The sequence below is a fragment of the Planomicrobium sp. CPCC 101079 genome, from assembly GCF_007859275.1.
In the GTDB taxonomy this organism is placed as follows: domain Bacteria; phylum Bacillota; class Bacilli; order Bacillales_A; family Planococcaceae; genus Planococcus.
On the sequence record NZ_VOHC01000008.1, the window covers coordinates 50,867 to 68,303 of the forward strand.

General features: G+C 44.6%; 16 protein-coding genes, 12 tRNA genes and 1 riboswitch. Of the genes, 4 read left to right on the plus strand and 24 right to left on the minus strand.

The window, feature by feature from the left end; translation table 11 throughout:
• Positions 1-148: 148 nt before the first annotated feature.
• A riboswitch (SAM riboswitch) is annotated at positions 149-260 on the minus strand.
• Between the two features lie 233 nt (positions 261-493).
• Positions 494-2,086, plus strand: a complete 1,593-nt coding sequence (gene pckA, locus FQV28_RS03625; RefSeq protein ID WP_146494243.1) for a phosphoenolpyruvate carboxykinase (ATP) — start codon at positions 494-496, stop codon at positions 2,084-2,086.
• A gap of 85 nt (positions 2,087-2,171) precedes the next feature.
• Here pckA and FQV28_RS03630 read toward each other — a convergent pair whose 3' ends face one another.
• The 3 genes from FQV28_RS03630 to FQV28_RS03640 form a co-directional block, all read right to left on the minus strand.
• A complete protein-coding gene (locus tag FQV28_RS03630; protein WP_146494244.1) occupies positions 2,172-2,948 on the minus strand; it encodes an alpha/beta hydrolase family protein in 777 nt (258 codons plus the stop codon).
• Positions 2,929-3,387: an RNA deprotection pyrophosphohydrolase gene (ytkD, locus tag FQV28_RS03635; RefSeq protein ID WP_146494245.1), complete on the minus strand. Its 459-nt coding sequence runs from the start codon at positions 3,385-3,387 to the stop codon at positions 2,929-2,931. Before ytkD ends, FQV28_RS03630 begins: the two co-directional genes overlap by 20 nt.
• Before the next feature lie 70 nt (positions 3,388-3,457).
• Entirely contained in the window at positions 3,458-3,904 is a 447-nt protein-coding gene (locus tag FQV28_RS03640) for a Dps family protein (protein WP_146494246.1), read from the minus strand.
• Positions 3,905-4,018: 114 nt separating this feature from the next.
• On the opposite strand from FQV28_RS03640, the gene yidD reads away from it, so the two are divergent.
• Positions 4,019-4,249: a membrane protein insertion efficiency factor YidD gene (yidD, locus tag FQV28_RS03645; RefSeq protein ID WP_146494247.1), complete on the plus strand. Its 231-nt coding sequence runs from the start codon at positions 4,019-4,021 to the stop codon at positions 4,247-4,249.
• 88 nt (positions 4,250-4,337) lie between these two features.
• Positions 4,338-5,309 carry a metal ABC transporter solute-binding protein, Zn/Mn family gene (locus FQV28_RS03650; protein ID WP_146494248.1) on the plus strand — a complete coding sequence of 324 codons (972 nt, stop codon included), beginning with the start codon at positions 4,338-4,340 and terminating at the stop codon, positions 5,307-5,309.
• Between the two features lie 161 nt (positions 5,310-5,470).
• On the opposite strand, the gene FQV28_RS19430 is transcribed toward FQV28_RS03650, so the two are convergent.
• The 9 genes from FQV28_RS19430 to FQV28_RS03690 all read right to left on the minus strand — a co-directional run bounded on the left by FQV28_RS19430 (position 5,471) and on the right by FQV28_RS03690 (position 14,808).
• On the minus strand, positions 5,471-5,593 hold the full coding sequence (locus tag FQV28_RS19430; protein WP_255472789.1) for a hypothetical protein: 123 nt from the start codon (positions 5,591-5,593) through the stop codon (positions 5,471-5,473).
• A gap of 234 nt (positions 5,594-5,827) precedes the next feature.
• Positions 5,828-6,559, minus strand: coding sequence for an AAA family ATPase (locus FQV28_RS03655; protein ID WP_146494249.1), 732 nt, complete (start codon positions 6,557-6,559; stop codon positions 5,828-5,830).
• 228 nt (positions 6,560-6,787) lie between these two features.
• On the minus strand, positions 6,788-7,456 hold the full coding sequence (locus tag FQV28_RS03660) for an MOSC domain-containing protein (protein WP_146494250.1): 669 nt from the start codon (positions 7,454-7,456) through the stop codon (positions 6,788-6,790).
• Between the two features lie 85 nt (positions 7,457-7,541).
• Positions 7,542-8,606 carry an o-succinylbenzoate synthase gene (gene menC / locus FQV28_RS03665; RefSeq protein WP_146494251.1) on the minus strand — a complete coding sequence of 355 codons (1,065 nt, stop codon included), beginning with the start codon at positions 8,604-8,606 and terminating at the stop codon, positions 7,542-7,544.
• Positions 8,597-10,030, minus strand: a complete 1,434-nt coding sequence (locus FQV28_RS03670; RefSeq protein ID WP_146494252.1) for an o-succinylbenzoate--CoA ligase — start codon at positions 10,028-10,030, stop codon at positions 8,597-8,599. The genes menC and FQV28_RS03670 overlap by 10 nt, the downstream gene beginning before the upstream one ends.
• Before the next feature lie 60 nt (positions 10,031-10,090).
• Positions 10,091-10,909, minus strand: coding sequence for a 1,4-dihydroxy-2-naphthoyl-CoA synthase (gene menB, locus FQV28_RS03675; RefSeq protein WP_146494253.1), 819 nt, complete (start codon positions 10,907-10,909; stop codon positions 10,091-10,093).
• Positions 10,906-11,733: a 2-succinyl-6-hydroxy-2,4-cyclohexadiene-1-carboxylate synthase gene (gene menH / locus FQV28_RS03680; RefSeq protein WP_146494254.1), complete on the minus strand. Its 828-nt coding sequence runs from the start codon at positions 11,731-11,733 to the stop codon at positions 10,906-10,908. The genes menB and menH overlap by 4 nt, the downstream gene beginning before the upstream one ends.
• Complete coding sequence (menD, locus tag FQV28_RS03685) at positions 11,730-13,430, minus strand: 2-succinyl-5-enolpyruvyl-6-hydroxy-3-cyclohexene-1-carboxylic-acid synthase (RefSeq protein WP_146494255.1); 1,701 nt, start codon at positions 13,428-13,430, stop codon at positions 11,730-11,732. The genes menH and menD overlap by 4 nt, the downstream gene beginning before the upstream one ends.
• A complete protein-coding gene (locus FQV28_RS03690) occupies positions 13,417-14,808 on the minus strand; it encodes an isochorismate synthase (RefSeq protein ID WP_146494256.1) in 1,392 nt (463 codons plus the stop codon). Before FQV28_RS03690 ends, menD begins: the two co-directional genes overlap by 14 nt.
• A 290-nt stretch (positions 14,809-15,098) precedes the next feature.
• Here FQV28_RS03690 and FQV28_RS03695 point away from each other — a divergent pair, with 290 nt between their 5' ends.
• Positions 15,099-16,070: a DMT family transporter gene (locus FQV28_RS03695; protein ID WP_146494257.1), complete on the plus strand. Its 972-nt coding sequence runs from the start codon at positions 15,099-15,101 to the stop codon at positions 16,068-16,070.
• Between the two features lie 84 nt (positions 16,071-16,154).
• Here the strand turns inward: FQV28_RS03695 and FQV28_RS03700 are convergent.
• The 12 genes from FQV28_RS03700 to FQV28_RS03755 all read right to left on the minus strand — a co-directional run bounded on the left by FQV28_RS03700 (position 16,155) and on the right by FQV28_RS03755 (position 17,384).
• Positions 16,155-16,226: transfer RNA gene (locus FQV28_RS03700), tRNA-Glu, on the minus strand.
• A 6-nt stretch (positions 16,227-16,232) separates the two neighbouring features.
• A tRNA-Ser gene (locus FQV28_RS03705) sits at positions 16,233-16,323 on the minus strand.
• Between the two features lie 6 nt (positions 16,324-16,329).
• A tRNA-Asn gene (locus tag FQV28_RS03710) sits at positions 16,330-16,404 on the minus strand.
• 1 nt (position 16,405) lies between these two features.
• Positions 16,406-16,482: transfer RNA gene (locus FQV28_RS03715), tRNA-Ile, on the minus strand.
• Between the two features lie 20 nt (positions 16,483-16,502).
• Positions 16,503-16,576 (minus strand) — tRNA-Gly (locus tag FQV28_RS03720).
• 8 nt (positions 16,577-16,584) lie between these two features.
• Positions 16,585-16,660: transfer RNA gene (locus FQV28_RS03725), tRNA-Phe, on the minus strand.
• A gap of 16 nt (positions 16,661-16,676) precedes the next feature.
• Positions 16,677-16,752, minus strand: a tRNA-Asp gene (locus tag FQV28_RS03730).
• 3 nt (positions 16,753-16,755) lie between these two features.
• A tRNA-Met gene (locus FQV28_RS03735) sits at positions 16,756-16,832 on the minus strand.
• A 188-nt stretch (positions 16,833-17,020) separates the two neighbouring features.
• A tRNA-Ser gene (locus FQV28_RS03740) sits at positions 17,021-17,113 on the minus strand.
• A gap of 15 nt (positions 17,114-17,128) precedes the next feature.
• Positions 17,129-17,205 (minus strand) — tRNA-Ile (locus FQV28_RS03745).
• A gap of 8 nt (positions 17,206-17,213) precedes the next feature.
• Positions 17,214-17,287, minus strand: a tRNA-Met gene (locus FQV28_RS03750).
• 21 nt (positions 17,288-17,308) lie between these two features.
• A tRNA-Ala gene (locus tag FQV28_RS03755) sits at positions 17,309-17,384 on the minus strand.
• Positions 17,385-17,437 lie beyond the last annotated feature (53 nt).

Genomic DNA, 17,437 nt, shown 5'->3' on the forward strand with positions numbered 1-17,437 from the left:
CTCATTTCCCATGTCAAGCCCGTTCTAAATGAATGGGCTTCAAGCCGTTGTATTGTGGCCTTTGCACACGAGGATAAAGGGCATTTCACAAAAAAATCCCTTCCTTTTATTGCATAAGGAAAGGAAAAATCATCATAAGCACCTTTCACTCTTATCATCCAAGGCCCTGCGCCTTGTTTCAGGTTTGGCACCTTCGCTGCAATTGCAGCAGGTTGCCGGGTTTCATAGGGCCTGCTCCCTCCACCAGCTCGGAATAAGAGTATCCGTTCAATTTTCCATCTTACGGAATGTAATTGTTGATGTCAACTTTTTTCCGATAAAGTTGCCCTTTCACCTTAAAAACTTCAAAATGCAGCTAAAACTGTCCTCAGATTGGAAACTTTGCATTTCTGTAGTTATTAGTATAGACTAATCGAATCAATGTGTTATACTAATGTTCGAATATACAAGCTCCCCATTTTTTATGGGAATAATCGAAAAGGAAGGTACATATATGACTTCAGTAAACTTCGTAAACGACTTGAATGATTTATTAAATAGCCCCAATGTACGTGTTCAATTGTCTGTTCCACAGCTAGTGGAAGAAGCAACATCCCGAGGAGAAGCGGTATTGACTGCAGATGGAGCCGTTGCTGCGGAGACTGGCAAATACACTGGCCGTTCGCCTAAAGACAAATATATGGTAGAAGAAGAAACTTCAAAAGACAAAATCGATTGGGGCAGCGTCAACCGTCCAATTTCTTCCGAGGTTTTTGAAAACCTTTACGCTAAAGTCCTCAACCATTTGAAACAGAGAGACGCTTTGTATGTGTTCAAAGGTTTTGCCGGCGCAGATCCTGAATCCCGCCTTTCAATCCAAACCATCAATGAATACGCTTGGCATAATTTATTTGCCCACCAATTGTTCATCCGTCCGACTGCTGAAGAACTTGAAGCGCACCAAGCTGAATTCACCGTTGTATACGCACCTACTTTCCACGCAGATCCTGCAGTAGACGGCACTGATTCGGAAACATTCATTATCGTGTCGATGGAAAAACGCATCATTTTAATCGGCGGCACTGAATATGCCGGTGAAATGAAAAAGTCGATTTTCTCCATTATGAACTATATTCTTCCCGAAAAAGGAATTCTTCCAATGCACTGCTCAGCAAACGTTGGCCCAGAAGGCGATGTTACATTGTTCTTCGGTCTTTCAGGTACAGGAAAAACAACACTGTCTGCAGATGAAAATCGCAAGTTGATCGGCGATGATGAGCATGGCTGGTCAGATAACGGCGTTTTCAATATTGAGGGCGGCTGCTATGCCAAGACCATCAATTTGACTCGTGAACACGAACCGCAAATCTTTGATGCTATCCGTTTCGGCTCTGTTCTTGAAAATGTAGTCGTTGATGAAGACACCCGTATTCCTGACTACCATGATGGTTCATTGACTGAAAATACGCGTGCTGCATATCCGATCCAGGCAATTGACAATATCGTCGATCCGTCGGTAGCAGGACACCCGAAAACGATTGTCTTTTTGACTGCTGATGCGTTCGGCGTTTTGCCTCCAATCAGCCATTTGACAAAAGAACAAGCGATGTACCACTTCTTGAGCGGCTATACATCTAAACTGGCCGGAACTGAGCGCGGCATTACTTCTCCTGAAGCAACATTCTCTACGTGCTTCGGATCGCCTTTCCTTCCGCTTCACGCAACAGTTTACGCGGAAATGCTCGGCAAAAAAATTGATGAGCATGGCGTTCAGGTCTTCCTTGTCAACACTGGCTGGACTGGTGGAGAATATGGCGTAGGAAACCGCATGAAACTGTCTTATACGCGCACAATGGTACGCGCAGCTATCCACGGTGAGCTAAATAACATTGAAACAGAAAAAGAAGCAGTTTTCGGCTTTGAAGTTCCAAAAGAAGTTCCTGGTGTGCCGACTGAAGTGTTAAACCCACGCAATGCTTGGGCTGACAAAGAAGCATACGACAAAAAAGCAAAGGAATTGGCTCGCCAATTCCAAGAAAACTTTAAAAAATTCGGCACTGTCTCTTCTGACATCAGTGTTCAAGGCGGACCTTCCGCAGCAGAATAACCTATCATAAAAAAAGCCATTCGCTTATGCGGATGGCTTTTATCATTTTCAAAAAGCTGCCCTTGAACGGACAGCTTCTAATAATTTATTCCTGCCTTTTCATCCACTCCGCAGCCGCCCGCACCGTCCGGCGATTTGCCACCGGCGGAAAGAAATGCGTGTAGTCTGGAAAATACCACGTCTCGTGCGGCTGATTATTCATCTTCAATGCTTCTTCGAGTAAATAAGCTTGCCCAGGTGAGACATTTTCATCATTAAGTCCATGGATGATAAGAAACGGAGCTGTCGCTTCTTCTAAACGCAACAGTGGATTTCGCTCTTCATAAGCTGCGAGCGCAGTATTTGGCGTACCGCCGTATATCCGTTTCATCATGCGGCGCATGTCCGGCCTCTCCTTATATGTCAATACCGTATCAGTTACCCCAGCCCATGTGACCACAGATGTGATATCATCTCGCAAAATGGCTGTCCAAAGCGCCATTATGCCGCCTCTGGAAAATGCCAGCAAATGAATTTTTCCATTGCAGCGCGCTTTTAAGACATCCACTCCATAAACCGCATCCCATCTGTCTGCACCCGCGAATTCGTCTTTTCCTTCTCCTCCGCGGTTGCCTCTATAATAAGGCGCAAAAACGACAAAACCTTGTGCGGCATACTGAGCAATGCGCGCCGGGCGCACCATTCCGATCGATTGGATACCCCCTCTCAAATACAGCACACCGCTGTAGTCGCCAGATGTTTTTGGCTCTGCCAGCAAACCTTTCACTTTCAAGCCTTCCGACCAGTAGACGATTTCCTGCATCCGGACATGCGGATTTGGCGACGGGTACCATTTTTTCGATTCAATCATTCCATTTTCCAATGCTTTTCACCTTCTCCAAAATTTCCTTCATACCTGAATCTTTCATTAAAAAACTAAAGCGGCCGTCGAGTGCCAATTCATCTGACAGTACTGCACCGGCTGTCTCAAGCAACAGGCTGTCCTCCATCCGGCTGACTCTTCCCAAAAAGACCGTTTTACAGAATGGCTTCTCCGAATAAACTACGTATTCTGCCAGCCATTCCAAGTTTTCAATAATGGCTCCGGTCTCCTCATACACTTCCCGTTTTGCCGCGGCGGCTAAACTTTCCCCTGCTTCGACTTTGCCACCCGGGAATTCCAGCCCGCGCACCAAATGATCGGTCAACAGCCAGCGGCCTTTGAATTTCGCAATCACCAGCACATGTTCGCTCGCTATTGAAAAATGTCCGGGCACAAAGGATAGTTCACATGTATAGCCATTCAAATCTTTATATTCCATCCGTATTCACCTCTAGGCAATCAGAAAAAGCGTACACTGAAGAATCAGTGTACGCTTCATTATTTCTATTTTACTTCTTTTCGCCCAGAAATGCTGATAACATCCAAGAATGTTTTTCTAAGTTCTGGTGGATCGCATTCAACATATCTTCTGTCATGTCATCGTTGTCTTCTGCAGCCAATTCCATGCCGCGCTTTAACGATTTCATGATTTTGTCATAGTCGGAAACGACCGTTTGGACCATTTCGTCCGAACTTTCTTTGCTTGTTGCTTCCTCCACAACCGAAAGCTCCAGCTGTTCACGCATCGTCGCAACCGGCTTGCCGCCAAGCGCCAATAAGCGTTCGGCAATCTCATCCATATGCAAAGTCGCTTCGTTATACAATTCTTCAAACTTCACATGCAACGTAAAGAACTGATGCCCTTTCACATACCAATGAAAATTATGTAGTTTTGTGTAGACTACTGACCATGTGGCCACTTGTACATTTAATTCCTGATTTAATTCCGCTGACATTCAAATCACTCTCCAATTAGGTTGATTAAGCTTATATACTTTATTAATACCTCTGGAGTCCTTACAATAAACATTAAAGGATTTTCCAAACTATCCGAAAAGAGCTGACCATTCATGAAAACCGCGTTGTTAAAACTATTCCGTTTTTACCAACGGTTTATCTCACCTCTATCACCGCCAAGCTGCCGGTTTTATCCGACATGCTCGCATTATGGCATTGAAGCGGTCGAGAAACACGGTGCTGTAAAAGGCGCTTATTTGGCAATACGACGAATTTTGAAATGCCACCCGTTCCATAAAGGCGGAATCGATTTTGTTCCCGAAGAATGGCCCCCTAAAAAATAATTAGGGGGTTTCTTGTGTTTTCAAGCAGTTTCGTGTAGTATAACCTAATGTCGAAAAAACGTAACCGTTACACTTTGGAGGTACTACTATGAAAAAATTAATTCCTTTGTTTATTCTTGTTTTAATACTGGGTGCTTGCGGCCAGTCTGGCGACTCTCAAACTGATATTGAAGAAACCGGCAAAATCGATGTCTATACAACCGTTTACCCATTGACTTACTTTACCGAGCGCATCGGCGGAGAACGCGTCAATGTCCAATCCATCTATCCTGCCGGAGCAAACGAACACACATTTGAACCAACGCAAAAAGATATGATTGCTCTTGCTGAAGCAGATTTGATGTTCTATGTCGGCCTTGGTCTGGAAGGATTTATTGACAATGCGAAAAAGACTTTGAAAAATGAAAACGTAAAATTTATTGCTGCATCAGACGCTATTACAGACGAAGAACTGGAGTCTGGAGAAGTGCATGAAGAACATGCAGACGAGCATAGTGAAGAACACGAAGCCGATGCCCATGAAGGGCACACCCATGGCGACACTGACCCGCACGTTTGGATATCGCCGGTGCTTAGCCAAAAATTAGCCGCATCCATTAAAAATGCTTTGACAGAAGCAGATCCGGAAGGCACTGAAATGTATGACGCCAATTACGCAAAGCTGATCGATGAACTGGAAGAACTCGACCAATCGTTCACTGATTTATCGAAACGGGTAACGAATAAAACATTCTTCGTCTCCCACTCTGCTTTTGGCTATATCGCAGAACCGTACGGGTTTGAACAAATTCCGGTCGCCGGGCTGAATAGCCAAGATGAGCCGTCACAAAAAGAACTTACGGAAATTGTTGATTTGGCCAAAGAGAAGAATATTGATTACATCATTTTTGAACAGAATGTTTCTTCAAAATTAACAGAAGTCATCCGTAATGAAGTCGGGGCTGAAGCATTGCAAATGCATAACCTTGGTGTGCTGACCCAGGAAAACATTGATAACAAAGAAACTTACTTCACTTTAATGGAGAAAAACCTCCAAGTGCTCGAAACTGCATTACAATAAGCTTTAAAGCAATGCTCCGTTAAAGGCATGGAACCGGAAAATCCTGGTTCCATGCCTTTTATATTATTTGGAGATGAATCACTTTAAATTCAGGGATATTATTGGAAATATCGTAGATTTACTACTAGTAAACGAAGGAGGAATCCTGGCACCTTGGTTTGTTAGTTCAAAAAGCGGGCAGTATCGATATATCTTTTAATGCCATTTGGATAAAGGGAGATTTGCAAGAGCGTCAGCTGCTGGAAACGTCGGATGAAGACTTTTCGATTCCAGTTTACTGGCATTAAACCCATTTCCTTACTTTTACTGCTGTCAGGCATATAGCCAAGTTATTCACTTCTTCAGTCGAAAAATATAGAAAACCTTCTTACTCTGTCCGAGTGCAAATCCTATTTCGATATGGCTGGCTTTCCTGCCGGTAATATAACAAGAAAAAAGCCTGCTGCCAAAACAGTTTGCCGCTCCTGCTCTCCCACAGACATCAATTCTTGGAAACTTAATGCTATGTTAAAGGCCATTTATTCCCCTTCCCCGCCTTCCAACAGCTCTTTTAAAAACTTCTCGCGATGATCCAAAAAATTCTTTGTAATCCGGTAGTGGTCGGTCATTTCATAGGAGATTTCGTTTATAGAACTTGCATCGAAATTCAAAATCGTCGCACCCGGATAGCCTAACAAAATTGGCGAATGCGTCGCGATGATGAATTGGCAATTTTCTTGGGTCGTCAAATCGTGCAGGATTCTTAAAAATGCCAATTGCCGCTGGGGTGAAAGTGCCGCTTCCGGTTCATCAAGCAAATACAGCGCCCGGCCGTTAAAACGGTTTAGGAACAAAGAAATAAAGGATTCGCCGTGCGATTGCTCATGCAATGACCGGCCGCCGTATGCCTGAAAGCCGCTGCTGTCGATTTCATCAATATGGGTAGCAAAATGGTAAAACGATTCCGCCCGCATGAAAAAACCGTTCGTTACTTTCGGCATCCAGGACAGGCGGATATAGTCGCCCAGAGCAGATTCAGCTCCGTAAACATCGTATGTATTGTTGCGGCCGCCACCGGCTGTATTGAATCCGCATTTTTTAGCAATGGCTTCCAAAAGCGTCGATTTGCCTGAGCCGTTTTCCCCGACAAAAAAAGTAACAGCGCTGGTCAGGTCCAAGCTGTCAAGATTTTTCAGCGAAGGGATATTAAACGGGTACCGGTCATCAAATTCTATCCGTTCTTGTAATAAACTAATCCTTTTTAAAAACATATCTTTCACTTCCTTCTAATTTTAGCTAATGGCAATTTCTTTTGTCCGCGCTTTTTCATATCGCCGGCGCATTCACCGTGCCGGAAGTTTATCGATCAACTGATAAAATCCATAAAGCAGCCCAGAAAAAAAGCCGGATTTTCCTATTACGGATTCCGGCGTTTCCTTAGAAACATCAATTCAGATGTGGCCATAAATTTCTGTATAAGGAGGAATCCCTCTACGTAACTAGCTTTTTTTCAACAAATTATTTAACCGGATTTCAAACTTGCCGCGCCATTCGTCCGCCAGTTCCGGAACAGCCAGAATCCTTTGGATTCCTTCTATATTTCTCGGTTCATGGAAATATACTTGGTTGGTATAGAGTACAGAAACTTTTTGGAGATGCTGTTCAATCAGCTCTATGGTGGATTCGGCACTTACATGCCCCTCTTCTAACACCCGGCACATATAGCCGGTGAACCCTGTCTTTACCATCACTTTCATCAAAGGCGTCAATTCAAGGTTGCGATCAATAGTATGGCAGGGCACTCTGCCTTGGGTTATTTGAATAAGGGCGTCTCCAAGCCGGTAAATATCACCGATGAAAACTGTATCTTCAATCATATTTGTTGCGGTGACGTTTTCCCCAAAAGCAGCAGTGGGGAGTGGCTTGCCAAATTCCTTCTCCCATAACGCATAATGTTCATACGGATAAATACAGACAGCACGATCTGGGCCGCCATGGTGTTTCAAATCGGCTACGTCATCTCCGTGGAATTTATCTTTTGATAAAAATACTCTTTCTATGTTTTTTTTGCGTATGGCAGTTTTCATCTCTTTTCCTTCGCCATACTTCATCAGTTCCGGCAAACCAACCGCTAAATTCTTGATTTCAATAGCAGCAATTTTTTGCATATTCCTTGCCCCCACTTTCAACAAAATCGTTATTGTCATGTTACCATAGAAAAAGCCTGAATTCGGCAAGAATTCAGGCATTCATCTAAAACTTTATGTTGTAACCTATGCCATTTTCTGAACGGAGGGCGATTTCTCCAGATTTTACATGTATCGCTGGCTCAATAACGTCTTCATGCCAGAAATGGTCTGAATCGGAAAAATCACCAGGCAACGATATATCAGGCAAGGATGCCAGCGCCAAATTATGCGCTTTTGAAACACCAAACTCAATCATGCCGCCGACCCACATTTGGACTCCATTCATCCGGCACAGTTCGACAATGCTCAAGGTTTCACTCCAACCGCCAAGCCGCCCCATTTTTAGTACGATAACATCCCCTGCTTCCAGTTCAATCATACGCTGAACATCTTCTAAGCTATGGATGCTTTCATCAAGACAGATAGGCGTCTTCATTTCCTTTTTCGCCCGTGCGTGAAGCTGCCACTCTTTTTCACTGAATGGCTGTTCAATAAGTGCAAAGCCAATCGAGTCAAACCTCAGCAATTTACTGAATGACCCTTCATTAAATCCGCCATTTGCGTCTGCAAAAAACAGGATATCCGGGAATCTGGCGACGAACCCTTTTAGCAAGCTCGTATTGGATGCTGGAGTGATTTTCAACTTGATTCGTTTATAGCCTTTGGCAACAGCCGCTTCTACTTGCAACGCCATTTTGTCTTCATCCGCCGCAACCACAACACCTGCCGGAATTGGTTTGTTGATGCCACCGACATATTTCCATAGTGGGATTCCTTGCTTTTTCGCGAACAAATCCCAAATGGCCGTTTCTAGGGCTGCTTTTGCCATTCGGTTGCCTTTGATGGATTTGAAGAGTTCTTGTACTTGCCCAGGAGACTTCAAGGTTTGATTCAATAATAATGGAACTAAGACCTGTTCTAATACGAACCGGCATCCCGCAATTGTTTCTTCCGTGTACCAAGGGGTGGAAAAAGCAACGCATTCCCCGTACCCTTCAACGCCTTCGTCATCTATTGCCCGAATTAGGATGCCTTCACGTTCAATGACCGTCTGTAATGCCGTTTTAAAGGGCTTTTTAAGCGGCTTTTTCACATGGTGCAGTTCGATATCTATGATAGTCACTTCCATGCGTTCAGTTCTCTTCTCAGCAGTTTATTCGAAGCGTTGCGCGGCAAGGAAGCTACCGATTTTATCGATTTTGGGAGTTTATAGGAAGCCAGCTGTTTCCGGCAAAACGCGAGCAATTCATCAAGCTCAATTTCATCATTCAGCACGACAAATGCAGCCGGAACTTCTCCCCATTCATCGCTCGGCATTCCGCAAACCCCTGCTTCACGCACAGCCGGATGGCCAAGCAGCACTTTTTCGATTTCCGCAGGATAAATATTTTCTCCTCCCGAGACGATCAAATCTGAACGACGATCTACGACAAACAGAAATCCTTCATCATCTAAATAACCAATATCCCCGGTATGCAGCCAGCCGTCTTCTTGCACGGGCAAATCCGAATAACGGCCGATATAGCCGGGAGTCACTTGCGGTCCGCGAATATGAATTTCTCCCACCTCGCCAGGATTCATTGCACCATCAATTCTGACTTTATAAAGAAACAAAGGTTTTCCGGAAGACCCAATTTTCCGCTCTGCGTCTGCCGGCTGCAATGTTGTCGTTTGTGATGAGGTTTCCGTCATGCCATATGTTTGCAATACTGAAATGCCGTAGGCTTCAGCGCGCTGGATATAAGCAACCGGAATCGGCCCGCCTCCTGCCAACATGGTCTTAAATTTCGGCGAAACCATCATTTTCTGTTCATCTAAAACACTGAGAATCCGCTCTAGCGTGACTCCAACGACCGACATATGGGTGACAGTGCCTTCCTGCAATTCCTCTGCGCATTCTTGGGCATCAAACTTTGTATACAGCCGAACCCCCATGCCGTATAGGAGCGAACGCATCAATATCGAAAAACCGCTAATATGGAACAGCGGCATTGCACAAAGCCATACATCATCCGGTGATATACCAATATTTAAAGCCGAGGACACCGAGCTTGAAAAATGATTTTCGGCTGTCTGGCGGACCCCTTTCGGATTTCCTGTTGTTCCCGAGGTGTACATGATTGAAATCGTCCGCCCTTGCTCCCATTCTTCTTGCATTTCAAATTCAACTGATTCTCCAGTTCGGATCGAACTGAATGAAATGGCATTCGAATCCTCAATTTTCCCAATCAATTCATCATCAGCCAGGACAAATTGAGCTGCTGAATCTTCAAGTTGATAAGCCAATTCCACGGCGGATAATCGTTCATTCAGCATGACCATCTCACAGCCGATATGAAGGCAGGCATACATCATAAAGACGAATTCAGGTTTTGATTTCGCAAGGATTGCCACACGCGAATTCTTCTGGAGACCGAATGCCGTCAGTTTTCCAGCATACACCTGAGCTACATGGTCGATTTCAGAAAACGTCCATTCCTGATCTCCACAAGACAGCGCCATTCGGTTTCCGCTTAAATAGGCTCGCTGCGATAACCAATTCGGATAGTTCATATTTAAAATCCTTCCTTCAAAAAAAGCTGCCCTCTAGAGGACAGCTTTCAGTTATTCAAATCATGGGAAACGCGGGAATTGTCCGAAATCCGGTTTGCGTTTTTCTTTAAACGCATCGCGTCCTTCTTTCGCTTCATCCGTTGTATAGTAAAGCAATGTCGCATCTCCTGCCATTTGCTGAAGTCCTGCCAAACCATCTGTATCAGCGTTCATAGCCGCTTTGATGAAACGAAGTGCAGTCGGGCTCATTTCTAGCATTTCTTCGCACCATTTAACGGTTTCGTCTTCAAGCTGCTCATAAGGAACCACTGTGTTGACTAATCCCATATCAAGCGCTTCTTGTGCATCGTATTGACGGCACAAGTACCAGATTTCACGGGCTTTCTTATGGCCGATAATACGCGCCAGATAGCCGGAGCCATATCCAGCATCAAAAGATCCAACGCGTGGTCCAGTTTGGCCGAAGCGCGCGTTGTCAGCTGCAATTGTCAAATCACAAACAACGTGCAACACGTGCCCGCCGCCAATCGCATAGCCTGCAACCATCGCAACAACTGGTTTTGGAATTACGCGGATCAAGCGCTGAAGATCCAAGACGTTCAAGCGTGGAATCTCATCTTCTCCTACATAACCGCCATGCCCGCGTACGGATTGATCTCCACCTGAGCAGAAAGCTTTTTCGCCTTCACCAGTCAAGACAATAACCCCTACTTTTGAATCGTCGCGTGCACGAGAAAACGCATCGATCAATTCGTGGACCGTTTTTGGACGGAAGGCGTTGCGCACTTCCGGACGGTTGATCGTAACTTTGGCAATGCCGTTGTACGTTTCATATTTAATATCTTCATATGTACGTTCTGTAACCCACTCGCGTGTCATGATGTTCCTCCTCTAAATTCTAATGTCAAATACTCCTTTACCATTGTAGCAAATTCAAGCGGTTTTTCCACATGAATTGCATGTCCCGCTTCCAAAATTTCCAATCGGGCGTTTGGCAAAAGGGCAAACATCTCTTCATTAATTGCTTTAAACTTCAAATCCAGCGTCCCTGCAAGCAATAAAACCGGCACTTTTAAATCTTTTAAAACTCCCCAATACGACGCTTGTGAACCTGTTCCCATCCCAAGCAAACTATTGGCGAGTCCAAACGTGCTTTGCGCCAGCCGTTCTTGGCGCACTGCTTGTTTTACTGTGTCCGGCAATTGTTTCTGGCTGTCGAACAACGGAATGTTTTCCCAAAAACCCACAAAATCGGGGATGCCGCCGCTTAAAATTCGGCGAGCCAATGCAGCATCACGCTCCTGCCGGTCTTTCTGCTCTTCTGTCGTTTGAAGGCCAGGAGAGGCACTTTCCAATATTAATGCCTCTACACGCCCAGGATACGTACAAGCATAAGCGAGCGCCGTGCGTCCGCCCATCGAATATCCAACCAAAGTAAAACCAGTTAATGTTAACTCGTTAAAAAGTACATTTAGATCCTCAATTTGCCGCTCCATAGCATAGCGCTCCGCCGACTCTGGGCTGTCCGACTGTCCGTGGCCGATCAAGTCGAGTAAAACTATTTTAAAGTCTTGCAATTGTTCTATAATTGAATTCCAAGTTTTAGCGTTGCCAGTGAATCCATGTAAAAAGACAATTGTCCGCTGCTTTTCTTTATTAAAAATTTCAACATGGTAACGGACATCATTTGCCGCTATATTCATTGTATTGCCAGCTCCTCGTTCAAACGCTCCCATAATTTGCGATGAGCCCGAACATTTTCTTGGCGATCCGTAACTACTTCAATGATTTTCACTTGTTTCTGCTTCGCAGCCCGTAAAGTTTTAGTTAACTGTTCTTTTGTTTCAACTAATGCGTATTCAGCATCATACATTTTCGCAGCTTCTCCAAACGTCAAACCTGTTGGCGTACCAAATAATTCTTCAAAATAACGCTCTTCCTGCGATTGCGGCAAGTACGAAAAGATGCCGCCTCCATCATTATTCATAATGACAATCGTCAAATCGCTTTCCTGCATCTTCGAAGCGATCAGCCCGTTCATATCATGTAAAAACGATAAATCACCGATAAACAAATACGCCGGCCGATCTCCTGCAGCCTGTACACCAAACGCCGTCGATACAACGCCATCGATGCCATTCGCGCCACGATTCGAAAAAATCCTCACATCCCGTTCTGTCGCTCTAAAGAATGTATCAGTATCTCGTATCGGCATGCTGCTGCCGACAATTAGATCACAAGCATCCAACTCTTCAAAAAAGAGCTTAGCCAAAACACCTTCATCTTTTTCCTCTGCACAATGATGTTCCACCACTTGCCAATATATATCTCTCGCTTTTGTCCATTGCAAGCGGTAATCAGTTTCCTTTTTTGTTTTAATTGGCAGTTGCCATAATCCTTCAGCTGAAGCCTGAATATGATGCGTTACAACCGATTGGGCATCTCTGAGCATAGGGCTTTCATCAAATACAATATATGTTTCAGGTTTGATGGCTGTTAAATACAACGACAACGGCTTTGAAACCGGCTGAGGGCCAACGCGGAGAACCACATCCGGAACCGCTTCTTGTTTGAACAGCTCATTCTTCAACAACGCATCATACGAATCGATGATCAACTCTTGGCATGCTGGGTCAATATTTGCCCGGATATTCGAAAGAGGATCTGCCAGAACCGGCCACTGCAACTTCTGAATAAACTTCCAAAACTCAATTGGAAACGCCGCTGCCGTTTCTCCGACAATCAATATTCCTTTTGTTTTGTTTAACATTTCCTGCAAGAAGTTTTTCATTTCGTCAGTTAACGCTGATTTTCCAGGAAAATGAGCGATTTCTCCCCGGCTCTCATATCTTTGCTCAAAATCAATTCTCAATGGCTCCCGGAACGGAACGTTGATATGTACAGGCCCTTTCGGTTCTGTATTAGCGGAGGCAACTGATCGATGCAAATGGCGGCTTAGAAAAGCAAACTGGTTTTCCTGTTCCGGCATCGGCAAATCAACCGACCATTTCACATGGGATCCAAATAAATCGATCTGGTTGATCGCTTGTGGCGCTCCAACTTCACGCAACTCGTGCGGCCGGTCAGCCGTTACTACGATAAGCGGCACACGAGCATAATAAGCTTCCACAATTGCTGGAAAATAATTAGCTGCAGCCGTCCCTGAAGTACAGAGCAACATCACAGGTTTCCCCGATGCCTTTGCCAAACCAAGAGCAAAATAAGCTGCTGAGCGCTCATCAATTTGCCGGTATACTTTCAAGTCTTCCTGTTTCATACATGCATAAGCAAGCGGTGTAGACCGGGAACCCGGGCTAATCACCGCATTTTTCACCCCTAAATGAACAAGCGAATGGGTAAAAGCTGATACATATTCAGTTAAAAATTCACGATTCGTCACTTAATTGACCTCCAAGCGCACGGAGCATCGGCCGAAACTTAACCCAAGTCTCCGAATACTCCGATTCAGGGGTGGAGTCTTCGACAATTCCGCCCCCAGCATACAAATATGCTTCTTTTTCATTTAATAGGGCAGAGCGGATGGCAACAGCGAACTCTCCATTGCCCTGGGCATCTACCCAGCCGATTGGTGCGGCATAATATCCACGATTCATTGTTTCATACTGCCGGATTAAACTGAGGGCCGTTTGTTTCGGTTCTCCACCCAAAGCCGGTGTTGGATGCAGATCACGTACCAAATCAAACAAAGTCGCCCCAGCTTTTAATTCGCCTTTCACAGGCGTGTATAAATGTTGGATATCTCTGGTTTTCATCAACGCCGGTGTTTTTGGAACAAAAGTTTCCCTGCAATGTTCTGCAAACACTTTACTGATCATCGCAACAACGTATTGGTGTTCAGACCGGTTTTTCCGGTCCCGCAGCAAGTCCTCTCCCAATTCAGCGTCTCTATCTACTGTTTTACCGCGCGGAGTAGAACCTGCCAGACAAGTGGAAAGAGCTTGCCTGTTTTCTACTTTCACAAGCCGTTCTGGCGTTGCCCCAAAGAAAAATTGGTCTTCCGCTTCTAAACCGAACAAAAAGCTTTCCGGCTGTTCTTTTGAAACTTGATAAAGAGCGGAAGCTGGGGAAAGCGATTCTTTGTATTTCAATTTCAGCGTTCGGGCTATGACCACTTTTTCAGCTTGCTTTGCTTTTATTATAGCTGTTACTTTTTCAATCGAATCCATGTATTGTTCTTTTTTCAATTCTTGGCGCTCAACAACTATAGGTTTTGTATAAGTGGCCAATTCTGACACTTGGGCAGTGTGTATCATCTTGTCCCGTTCTTTTCTTAAAGCCTCGAACGCTTGAAAAGTTTCTTCTTCTTTTGTGATTAAGTGGATGCTGACATAGGCACGATCATCTTTTATAATCAACTGGAACGACGGCACAGCAAAATAAGCCTCGGGAAACCGCACCCATTCGCTTTGTTGCTTGTTCAGCGGATCAAACGAAAATCCCCCAAATAGAATTGGCTGCACAAACCGCTCTTCGTTGACAATTTGTTTGCACAAACTTTGCCAATCCTTTTGGATATCTTCAAACCGTCCATGGTGGTTAGCAGCAGACAGCGTAAATGCATGGCCTAATCCAACTAACGTAAACGTCTTTTCCCGGTTCTGCCAAAACATCCGCTGCCCTTTAAACGAAGTCTTTCCTGCTTCAAAGAATGCTAATGCTGACATTCCTGATACTTCAATCGTTTCAGTATAAAAACGATACGCTAAAAACCGCGTATCTTCATATTTTTCGGTCGATGAATACGGTTGTGAATTCATCTAATTACCTCCGTTTTCAAATAAGTATGTCAAACTACTTCACTTTTAATTCTCTATTCTCTATCATACTCTTTTCTATAAAAATCAGCACACCATTTGCTGCTGCCAAACCTTATTTTAATAAAACAGAAAAAACTCCTGAGTAGACTTGGTTTGAAATTGATTGGCAGTAGTATAGAGGAATTAAATTAATTTTGCTATTTCACAATAAAACTGACTATTGACTGAAATTTCTAAATGCGATATATTAGCATATCATTTACTTATTGTTTAGGATTGAGGTGCTTATTATGAAGCCTATTATTATAGGGATTTCTGCAGCTTTCTTTTTTGCTTTCACATTTGTATTTAATGCAAGTATGGATGCTACTGGAGGAAGCTGGATTTGGAGTGCTGTTTTAAGGTATATTTTTATGGTTCCTTTTCTAGTAGCCATTGTTCTCACAAGAAAGAACTTAAAACCCTTATTAGCGGAAATGAAGCGTGCCCCTCTAGCTTGGTTACTTTGGAGCTTTATTGGATTTGGTCTATTTTATATGCCCCTTTGTTTTGCAGCTGCCTATTCTCCAGGATGGCTCATTGCAGGAAGTTGGCAAATCACGATTATAGCCGGGTCTTTAATCGCTCCTTTTTTCTTGACGACAATATACACATCCAATGGACCGATATTAAAGCGTGAAAAAATTCCCTATAGAGGGCTGTTATTTTCACTGATCATTTTACTAGGAGTAATCATAATGCAAATTGAAAGTGCACAAAAAATTTCAGTAGAAGTTTTTATGCTGGGTTTTCTGCCTGTTTTAATTGCATGCTTTGCTTATCCATTAGGAAATCGTAAAATGATGGAATTGTGTGATGGGCGTTTGGATGCCTACCAGCGTGTCCTTGGAATGACTTTAGCTAGTTTGCCCTTCTGGTTTATTTTAGCCATTTATGGTATATCGACAGTGGGATTCCCAAGCATAAACCAAAGCCTTCAATCTTTAATTGTAGCAGTAAGTTCGGGAGTCATTGCAACCGTTCTTTTTTTCAAAGCAACTGACTTAGTACGAAAAGATATGAAAAAGTTAGCGGCAGTTGAAGCTACCCAATCACTGGAAGTTCTTTTCGCTTTGGCTGGTGAAATTATCATTCTATCGATTGCCCTTCCCTCATTAACTTCATGGGCAGGAATTATAATTGTTATGCTTGGCATGATAATTCATAGTCAAGCCTCGATCAAAGAAAGCACTTCTCTTCCTGAGGAAATCATTCATAATTAAAAAGCAGCTAGCCGGATGAACTCGGCTAGCTGCTTTTTTAATTATAAAAAAACACTATGCAATTTCTGCATAGTGTTTTTGGGATGACCCCTACGGGATTCGAACCCGTGTTACCGCCGTGAAAGGGCGGTGTCTTAACCGCTTGACCAAGGGGCCGTATACTGGCGGAGAAGGAGGGATTTGAACCCTCGCGCCGGTTTCCCGACCTACACCCTTAGCAGGGGCGCCTCTTCAGCCACTTGAGTACTTCCCCAGTATATGGCTCCGAAGGTAGGATTCGAACCTACGACCATCGCATTAACAGTGCGGTGCTCTACCACTGAGCTACTTCGGAATGGTGGGCCTAAATGGACTCGAACCATCGACCTCACGCTTATCAGGCGTGCGCTCTAACCAGCTGAGCTATAGGCCCATATGTAAAATAAAAATAAATGGAGCGGGTGAAGAGAATCGAACTCTCATCATCAGCTTGGAAGGCTGAGGTTTTACCACTAAACTACACCCGCGAAAAAAATGGTGGGTCAGGACGGAATCGAACCGCCGACACTTAGAGCTTCAATCTAATGCTCTACCAACTGAGCTACTGACCCATATTTTCAGAAAAAATGGCGGTCCCGACCGGGATCGAACCGGCGATCTCCTGCGTGACAGGCAGGCATGTTAACCGCTACACCACGGGACCATTTGGTTGCGGGGGCAGGATTTGAACCTGCGACCTTTGGGTTATGAGCCCAACGAGCTACCGAACTGCTCCACCCCGCGACAATAATATTAATGATAGTTTGTTTCTCTTGCGCTTGTTTCGCAATGGACATCTGCTTCGGCTGCGCCTGCATCGATGTAACTCACAGCTTTCGCTGTTCGTTGCTCCACCCCGCGACAATAATATAGATATGTATTCATTTTTTAACAGATGGTTCTTAAAGAACCTGTCCACACTTTTTAAAATATGGAGGAGGAAGAGGGATTCGAACCCCCGCGGGATTTGACTCCCCTGTCGGTTTTCAAGACCGATCCCTTCAGCCAAACTTGGGTATTCCTCCGTTATAACATATAAGTGGTGGACCTTGCAGGACTCGAACCTGCGACCGGACGGTTATGAGCCGTCTGCTCTAACCAACTGAGCTAAAGGTCCTAAAAAAGTGGCGGCAGAGGGGATCGAACCCCCGACCTTACGGGTATGAACCGTACGCTCTAGCCAGCTGAGCTACGCCGCCAGGATCTTTATATTATATAGTTGGTGGAGCCTAGCGGGATCGAACCGCTGACCTCCTGCGTGCAAGGCAGGCGCTCTCCCAGCTGAGCTAAGGCCCCGTTGTAATGGTCGGGAAGACAGGATTCGAACCTGCGACCCCTTGGTCCCAAAC

Excerpts from the sequence above, each read along its gene's own strand:
- FQV28_RS03650 (WP_146494248.1), top strand. The coding sequence starts at position 4,338 with ATGAAAAAATTAATTCCTTTGTTTATTCTTGTTTTAATACTGGGTGCT.
- ytkD (WP_146494245.1), bottom strand. The coding sequence starts at position 3,387 with ATGGAATATAAAGATTTGAATGGCTATACATGTGAACTATCCTTTGTG.
- menH (WP_146494254.1), bottom strand. The coding sequence starts at position 11,733 with ATGAATATAGCGGCAAATGATGTCCGTTACCATGTTGAAATTTTTAAT.
- pckA (WP_146494243.1), top strand. The coding sequence starts at position 494 with ATGACTTCAGTAAACTTCGTAAACGACTTGAATGATTTATTAAATAGC.
- FQV28_RS03690 (WP_146494256.1), bottom strand. The coding sequence starts at position 14,808 with ATGAATTCACAACCGTATTCATCGACCGAAAAATATGAAGATACGCGG.
- FQV28_RS03695 (WP_146494257.1), top strand. The coding sequence starts at position 15,099 with ATGAAGCCTATTATTATAGGGATTTCTGCAGCTTTCTTTTTTGCTTTC.
- FQV28_RS03640 (WP_146494246.1), bottom strand. The coding sequence starts at position 3,904 with ATGTCAGCGGAATTAAATCAGGAATTAAATGTACAAGTGGCCACATGG.
- FQV28_RS19430 (WP_255472789.1), bottom strand. The coding sequence starts at position 5,593 with ATGCCAGTAAACTGGAATCGAAAAGTCTTCATCCGACGTTTCCAGCAG.
- menC (WP_146494251.1), bottom strand. The coding sequence starts at position 8,606 with ATGGAAGTGACTATCATAGATATCGAACTGCACCATGTGAAAAAGCCG.
- FQV28_RS03670 (WP_146494252.1), bottom strand. The coding sequence starts at position 10,030 with ATGAACTATCCGAATTGGTTATCGCAGCGAGCCTATTTAAGCGGAAAC.
- yidD (WP_146494247.1), top strand. The coding sequence starts at position 4,019 with ATGAAAACCGCGTTGTTAAAACTATTCCGTTTTTACCAACGGTTTATC.
- FQV28_RS03660 (WP_146494250.1), bottom strand. The coding sequence starts at position 7,456 with ATGCAAAAAATTGCTGCTATTGAAATCAAGAATTTAGCGGTTGGTTTG.
- FQV28_RS03655 (WP_146494249.1), bottom strand. The coding sequence starts at position 6,559 with ATGTTTTTAAAAAGGATTAGTTTATTACAAGAACGGATAGAATTTGAT.
- menB (WP_146494253.1), bottom strand. The coding sequence starts at position 10,909 with ATGACACGCGAGTGGGTTACAGAACGTACATATGAAGATATTAAATAT.